We start from the raw sequence: 7373 nt of genomic DNA on the forward strand, positions 1-7373 counted from the left end.
CTATGTTAAGGTTTTTTGTAAAGACAGGATGTTGATTACTTATCAAAAGCTTAGTCACCTTCAGGAGGTATTGCCAAATTCATTATTTATGAGAGTTCATAGATCCTATATTGTGAACCTCAGTAAAATCAGCTCCTATACTTCACAAGATTTGGATATAGTAAAAACGAATATCCCCATCGGAGGAAGTTACAAAGACGAACTATTGAATGCCCTGTCTAAGTTTCAGGCCTGATTTAAGATAATTTTTCAGCAGTAATTTCAGCGTCCGGTGTTTTAACAGTCAATGATTTAACCTTATCATTAGCCCATTGAAATGAAACAGTTACCGAAGGTGCCCCATTATAAGTGAACTTATTTTCACCAATTTTATATAGCGACCCGCCAAACTCACCAATTGTACCAAGAGCAAGCTTTTTTTGCATGTTTAGCTTTATTGAAAACCCTTCATCTGCTTTATCCCCATACATGTAATCACCGAGGTATTTAGGCTTGTCAACTTCAGGTACGTCTTCATATGTTATTCCTCCTGCATCGCCTAGTTCTTCCAGGTAATCAATCAGTTTTTTGGAGTTATCTATTTGCTTTGCGTTTAAAATATCCTTCATTCTCAAACCAGCATAGGCATGATCTAACAGACTAATGCCATGAGGGCCAAGCGTTTTTTGAATGCCAGGTGTGTGTGCGATCATACCCTTTACTACATCATAAGCTCCAAGTACCGTATAGGTAAAAATATTGGGGCGGGCTCCTTTACTCAACAGGTATTCTACAATGTCTCTTCTACCTACATGAGAAGCAGCACCCACTGCAGACTCAAAATCGCCAAATCGCCATTCCCAGGTGGCAGCAGCCAGCTCAGGGCGTTGTTCAACCAGTTTTTTTACTGCATCTAAGTCAAAATGTGATTTGCCCACAACCGAATGAACCATCTCAGGATCTAATGATGGATATGCCGGGTAAGGCTTAGCTGTGTTTGAATCGGAATTAATTAACACATTGGAGCTTGCCGAATATGGAAGTGAAAACCCCAATATTCCTAACAATGAACTCTGTATTGCTTTTCTTCTGGATATCATAATCTTGTTTTTTAATCGTTCGTTATTCTTTCCCATACTGAGATTTTTTCTACGCCCCAGTTATCTTCTTCTTTGGCTTTATGTTGAGATACGGCCTTGAGCTTATTGGGTCCTTCTATATAATGAAGGTCTCTAGTATAAAACTCTTGCCCTTGATCTGTTCTTGTTTTAAACTGGATATTAAGGTGTTTACCTTCGTAAGGCGTGATTGTTCCGGTTCCTATCCACCCCCCGGTAGTGCGGTTCACGTAGAATAAGTTATTTTTTGACTTATCGATAAAATTCCAAATTTCTATTAGCTGCGTAGTATCTCCATTGTTCATTATACCGTAGATACTTCCTGTTACGGAGTTGTCATCAGCCCAATTTTTAAAATTCATGTAGAAGGTTTTATAATCTTCTGGTTTTCCTTCATTCTCTTTATTGGTTGATACCCAAGTGCCACCAACTACATGGTTTAGTAATTCTTTTAATGACGGTTGTTTGTCCTGAGCAGGGGCATGAAATGCGATAAATAAAATGCAGGCGAATAGGGTAAGTTTTTTCATGTTCAAACTAATTATATCATAACAAATAATTAAACGGCTATCTTGGTTAGTTATAGTATTAATTATGCTACTCATAGCCAGTATTATCTATATAGATAGTATTCTTATGTGAATTGAAATTTAGCCATGAACAAATGCCGTGATTACCAAAATCAGAAAGAAAAATAACTATACTAAAATTGAAAGCAAGAGTTCACTCTTCTTGAATCATTCAAACTTTCTGAGTAAATCTATCATATCAATTAATGTGCATTTTATTAAAGATAAAAATATCCGAAATAATTAAGGATATGTTTGTCCGTAATTAAATTGGTTATTACATTTGTATCAAAATAAGTGGAATATGTTTTCAAAAGCCTGCGAATATGCTCTTAAAATAATGATCTACCTTAATTCTAAAAGGGAGGATACGCATTTGGCAGGTCTCAAAGAAATCACGAAAGCCATTGATTCCCCGGAAGCATACACTGCTAAAATTCTTCAGCAGCTGGTCAGAAGTAAATTGTTGATTTCATTGCGCGGTCCTTCTGGTGGTTTTAAAGTGGCAGACAGACCGATAACGTTATTAGAGATTGTTGTAGCAATAGATGGTGAAAAAATAGTGAGCAGTTGTGTTCTGGGTTTAGAGCAATGTTCTGCTAAACACCCCTGTCCTGTACATCAGCGTTTTGTTTCTGTACGAGATTATTTGAAAGGTGTACTTACAACCACAAAACTCTCTGATATAGAGTCTGGACTAGATGAAGGCATAAGCTTTTTGAAAATGTAAAAAATTTGAATCATTAACGGATATATGGGTCTTTAAATCTTAAATATGAAAAATCTAGCATCTACACCAATTGGACAAATAGTGGCCGAAAATTATCAGGCCGCTCAGGTATTTACTGCACATAATATGGATTTCTGCTGCGGTGGTGGAATAACACTGGCAAAAGCATGTCAGAAACACAATACTGATTTAAATCAAATCCGACACGAACTTGAGTCAGTCATTATGGATAAATCACATATTAATTTTGAACATGAAACCCCCGATCAACTGATCAACACCATTGTGAATGTACATCACCATTACATAAAAACCACTGTACCAACACTGCAACTCTATCTTGACAAGTTGTGCCGTGTGCATGGGGAGAGGCACCCTGAACTTTGGCAGATAAAAGATTTATTCGATGAGGGGGCGACAGCTCTACTAGCTCATTTACAAAAAGAGGAATTGGTTTTGTTTCCATTCATTAACGCAATGGTAGCTTCTAAAAAAGATGGGTTTGAACTGTCGCCCCCTCATTTTGGCCATATAGAAAACCCGATACAGATGATGGAGCATGAACACAGTGCAGAAGGAGAAAGATTTAGAAAAATAAATGAATTAACAAATAACTATGAATGTCCAGCAGATGGCTGCCAGACATACAAAGTAACGTATGCCATGCTAAAGGAATTTGAAGCCGATTTGCATAAGCATATTCATCTGGAAAATAACGTGCTGTTTCCACAGGCACGCCTAGTATATAAAGAATTTAATTTTTAACAAATAGAAAATAAAGTCATGAAAAAAATAACTTATTTAATAATCGTAGTAGCTGCCACCATGATAGTTGCCTGTGGTGGAGGTGACGGTCAAAGTCGAAAGGATAAAATTCTTGCTAAATCTGTAAAAGATCCATATCAAAATTGGCAAGAATATAAGGGCGTTGGGCCAATCAAAGACCTCACGCTACCCGAACAGGTTGATGCGCAATTGGCGTCAAAAGGATTAGAAATTTTTGATTCTAAATGTACTGCCTGCCACAAAGCTGAAAAGAAATTTATAGGACCAGCACCTAAGGATATCTTATCCAGAAGAAATCCTGAATGGATTATGAACATGATTCTGGCCCCGGAAAAGATGGTTGCCGAAGATCCAATAGCCAAAAAGCTATTAGTAGAATTTAACGGGTCGCCCATGGCTAACCAAAACCTTACTGAGGAAGAAGCTAGAGCTGTGCTAGAATATTTCAGAACGCTATAAGATCTTAACCAAAACCATAAAACAATGAAAAATCAATTTTTAATCTCGATTGGGCTTTCTTTGGTTGCTTCACTACTATTTATGTGTACTCCTAAAGAAAGTCAGACCACTGAAGAGGTGGCAACTGAAGAAGCCAGTCATCCGAAAGGGCAGGCCTCTGTAGTAGACAATGTGTCCGACAAGAATATCTTGCAGGTCGCAGCCAGTTCTGAAGCACACACCACGTTGGTAGCAGGGGTTGAAGCAGCACAAATAGAACACGTGCTGGTGAATGCCGGCCCACTAACAGTTTTTGCCCCTACAAACGAGGCCTTTGATGCTTTGCCTGAAGGAACTTTGGTTAACTTATTGAAGCCAGAAAACAAATCTCAACTGGCTACCATTATAACCCGCCATGCAGCTCCGGGATCTTATGATATTGCATCACTCAATAAAGAAGCTTCTAAAGGCAGAAAACTCTACATGGCGACTGGTGACTATTTGGAAGTTGTTGTGACGGGTGATAAAATAACCGTAGCAGGCGCAGAAATTATGGCTACTATCCCAGCATCAAACGGAGTTATTCATGTGGTCAATAAAGTGATATTACCAAACTAATTAAGCAATCAATAAACCTAGCATAAAATGAAAAAACTAATTAAAATTCATAGTTATCTGATGGCAGGACTGGTATTTTTTGCCTTTTCATGCAATCAAGGAGGTGGCAGTGGCTCCTCGAATGGAGCATTAAGCAGCAACATAGCTGAAAAAGTATATGTAGCCCCAGGGGAAAGGGACGAACAGTACGGATTCTTATCAGGGGGTTATAGTGGTAACTTAACCGTTTACGGTTTGCCGTCAGGCAGATTGTTTAAGGAGATACCTGTCTTTTCCCAATTTCCAACATCTGGTTATGGTTATTCTGAAGAAACCAAACCTATGCTAAATACCTCCTTTGGCTTTATTCCTTGGGATGATTTACACCACCCAGATATTTCACAAACCAATGGAGAGTTGGACGGAAGATGGATTTTTGCTAATGGTAATAATACACCACGTATAGCAAGAATCAGTTTAACCACATTTGAAACAGAAGAAATTATTGAGGTGCCGAATAGCGCTGGTAATCACAGTTCATCATTTATTACTGAGAACACTGAATATGTGGTGGCAGGAACAAGATTTGCTGTACCTGTACCACAAAGGGACATGCCAATAAAGGAGTACAAAAGCAATTTCAAAGGGGCATTAACATTTATAGCTGTAGAACCTGAGCATGGCCATATGGACATCAAATTTCAACTACTTATGCCTGGATTTAACTATGACTTGTCGCACCCAGGTAGAGGCAAATCTCATGGTTGGTTCTTCTTCTCCACTTACAATACAGAAGAAGCTAACACACTGTTAGAAGTAAATGCTTCGCAAAACGACAAGGATTTTATTGCAGCTGTAAATTGGAAGAAAATAGAAGAGTATGTGAATAATGGCGGAGGCACAAAGATGCCAGCTAATTATGCACACAACGTTTATGATGAATCTACACATACAGCAACTTCAACAATGAAGAAGGAAGTTTTAACGGTTAATCCTTCTGAAATTCCTGGAGCTATCTACTTCCTGCCTACACCAAAATCACCACACGGATGCGATGTTGATCCATCAGGTCAATACATCATTGGTGCTGGTAAATTATCAGCCGATATCACCGTTCACTCCTTTGACAAAATGTTGGCAGCCATTGAAGCTGAAAACTTTGATGGTGATGCTTATGGTATTCCAATTATTAAATATGAAGATGTTGTAGCAGGAACTGTACAAAGTGGTGGTTTAGGCCCATTGCATACTGAATTTGATGGCAGAGGTAATGCCTATACGACTTTCTTTATTTCTTCTGAAGTGGTTAAATGGAAATTAGAGACCTGGGAAGTTGTGGATAGACAGCCTACATTCTACTCAGTAGGCCACCTAATGATCCCAGGCGGGAACTCAAGAAAACCACACGGAAAGTACTTGGTAGCCATGAATAAAATCACAAAAGACCGCTATCTGCCTACTGGGCCTGAAATGGAACATTCCGCACAGATTTATGATATCTCAGGGGAGAAAATGCAATTACTCTACGATTTTCCTACTCATGGCGAGCCCCACTATGCTGCAGGTTGTAACGCAGAACTATTGGTGAATAATTCTAAAAAGATTTATCGAATAGATGAGAATATGCACCCATACGCCATTAAGAGCCCTGCTGAAGCCAAAGTAGAAAGAGATGGTAATGAGGTACATATCTATATGTCTACCATACGAAGTCACTTTACTCCTGATAACATCGAAGGTATCAAAGTGGGTGATAAGGTGTATTTCCATATCACGAATCATGAGCAAGACTTTGATGTTCCCCACGGATTCTCTATGATCGGACAGGGTACCTCAGAAATTTTGGTAATGCCTGGTCAAACAAAAACCTCTCTTTGGGAACCTAAGAAGGTGGGTGTATGGCCATTCTACTGTACAGATTTCTGCTCTGCCCTACACCAGGAAATGCAAGGATATGTACGTGTCTCTCCGGCAAACTCTACTATTCCACTGAGCTGGTCTTTAGATGATGAGTAACTAACCAATAAGAAATAAGAGTAGGTCGATTGAGCCTGCTCTTATTTCCATCTAAAATATTTTAAATACCAAAATACTATCAAAATGAAAAAGGCAAGTATATTGATGATTATCGGTAGTGCCTTGTTGTTAGGGTTGTTCGTCTTTCCACTCTGGAATATAAGGCTAGGTGCCCCACAATACCCAGAGCCTCTTGGCATTGATATTCATATCAACGGGCTTCAAGGAGAAAATGAATTCGACATCCAAAACATCGATGGATTAAATCATTACATTGGCATGAAAACACTGCCAAAACCAGCAGACATGTGGGAGTTCTCTGTATTTCCGAAGGTGGTTTTATCAATGGCAGTTATTGGCATTCTGATTGGTATTTTAGGCTTTATAGGAAAAATATCATCCATCTGGTTCTTAATTTGGTTCATTGTAATGGGCATTTTAGGAACACTAGGTATTTATGATTTTAACCTTTGGCTGGTTGAATACGGAACTGATCTCGACCCAAATGCCATTTTGAAATTGGTAAACCCTGACGGAACTCCAATGAAATACAACCCACCACTGATTGGTCATAAAAAACTTCTCAATTTTGATGCATTCTCCTATCCAAGGCTGGGTGGCGTTTTGCTTGGAATCGGTATGTTGTTTTCGTTAATTGGTTATTTTCTGGGCAGAAAATCTACTGCTAATTTAAATTAAACAGCTATGAGACTAATACTGTATAGTATATCATTCTTTGCCCTTCTTGTAAGTGCATGCAATATTGGGCCTCAACCCATATCCTACAGTCAGGATGCCTGTGATTTCTGCCGAATGACAATAGTTGACAAACAACACGCAGCTCAAATTGTGACTGTGAAAGGTAGAAACTATAAGTACGATGCTATTGAATGTATGGTGAATGACCTTAAAGAATGGGATCGTCCGGAAGCAGACCTAATTTTAGTAGCAGATTATACAAACCCAGGCGAACTGATTGAAGCACAAGATGCTAACTACCTGATCAGTAAAGAAATACCTAGCCCAATGGGGGCTTTTCTTTCTGCTTTTTCAGATAGTAATGAATTAGTTCTAACACAGGAAGAATCAGGCGGTGATACGTTTAATTGGCAGGAGCTAAAGCAAAAATTTAGTAAACAA

Annotated in this window: 10 protein-coding genes; 8 read left to right on the forward strand and 2 right to left on the reverse strand. The window is 38.7% G+C overall.

Translation table 11 applies throughout. The features are described from left to right. Positions 1-235, forward strand: a 235-nt coding sequence (locus RLO81_RS19415) for a LytR/AlgR family response regulator transcription factor (protein WP_350115780.1), incomplete at its 5' end; no start/stop codon positions are given. Position 236: 1 nt separating this feature from the next. On the opposite strand, the gene RLO81_RS19420 is transcribed toward RLO81_RS19415, so the two are convergent. Together RLO81_RS19420 and RLO81_RS19425 are read right to left on the reverse strand one after the other, a co-directional pair. After that, positions 237-1115 carry a hypothetical protein gene (locus RLO81_RS19420; protein WP_350115783.1) on the reverse strand — a complete coding sequence of 293 codons (879 nt, stop codon included), beginning with the start codon at positions 1113-1115 and terminating at the stop codon, positions 237-239. Continuing rightward, complete coding sequence (locus RLO81_RS19425; protein WP_350115786.1) at positions 1091-1627, reverse strand: hypothetical protein; 537 nt, start codon at positions 1625-1627, stop codon at positions 1091-1093. Before RLO81_RS19425 ends, RLO81_RS19420 begins: the two co-directional genes overlap by 25 nt. 343 nt (positions 1628-1970) lie before the next feature. Here RLO81_RS19425 and RLO81_RS19430 point away from each other — a divergent pair, with 343 nt between their 5' ends. The 7 genes from RLO81_RS19430 to RLO81_RS19460 form a co-directional block, all read left to right on the forward strand. Then, complete coding sequence (locus RLO81_RS19430; RefSeq protein WP_350115789.1) at positions 1971-2396, forward strand: RrF2 family transcriptional regulator; 426 nt, start codon at positions 1971-1973, stop codon at positions 2394-2396. Positions 2397-2441: 45 nt separating this feature from the next. Next, positions 2442-3161, forward strand: coding sequence for an iron-sulfur cluster repair di-iron protein (gene ric / locus RLO81_RS19435; RefSeq protein ID WP_350115792.1), 720 nt, complete (start codon positions 2442-2444; stop codon positions 3159-3161). An 18-nt stretch (positions 3162-3179) separates the two neighbouring features. Beyond that, positions 3180-3641, forward strand: coding sequence for a c-type cytochrome (locus RLO81_RS19440; RefSeq protein ID WP_350115795.1), 462 nt, complete (start codon positions 3180-3182; stop codon positions 3639-3641). Positions 3642-3665: 24 nt separating this feature from the next. After that, positions 3666-4238 (forward strand): fasciclin domain-containing protein, encoded by a 573-nt coding sequence (locus tag RLO81_RS19445; RefSeq protein WP_350115798.1) that lies wholly within the window; start codon positions 3666-3668, stop codon positions 4236-4238. Positions 4239-4265: 27 nt separating this feature from the next. After that, positions 4266-6233 (forward strand): Sec-dependent nitrous-oxide reductase, encoded by a 1968-nt coding sequence (gene nosZ, locus RLO81_RS19450; protein ID WP_350115801.1) that lies wholly within the window; start codon positions 4266-4268, stop codon positions 6231-6233. 84 nt (positions 6234-6317) lie between these two features. Beyond that, on the forward strand, positions 6318-6932 hold the full coding sequence (locus tag RLO81_RS19455; protein WP_350115804.1) for a hypothetical protein: 615 nt from the start codon (positions 6318-6320) through the stop codon (positions 6930-6932). Positions 6933-6938: 6 nt separating this feature from the next. Further along, positions 6939-7373 (forward strand): nitrous oxide reductase accessory protein NosL (locus tag RLO81_RS19460; protein ID WP_350115807.1); only part of this gene is annotated, 435 nt, incomplete at its 3' end.

Origin of the sequence: Fulvivirga sp. (genome assembly GCF_040220315.1) — a bacterium.
Taxonomy (GTDB): domain Bacteria; phylum Bacteroidota; class Bacteroidia; order Cytophagales; family Cyclobacteriaceae; genus Fulvivirga.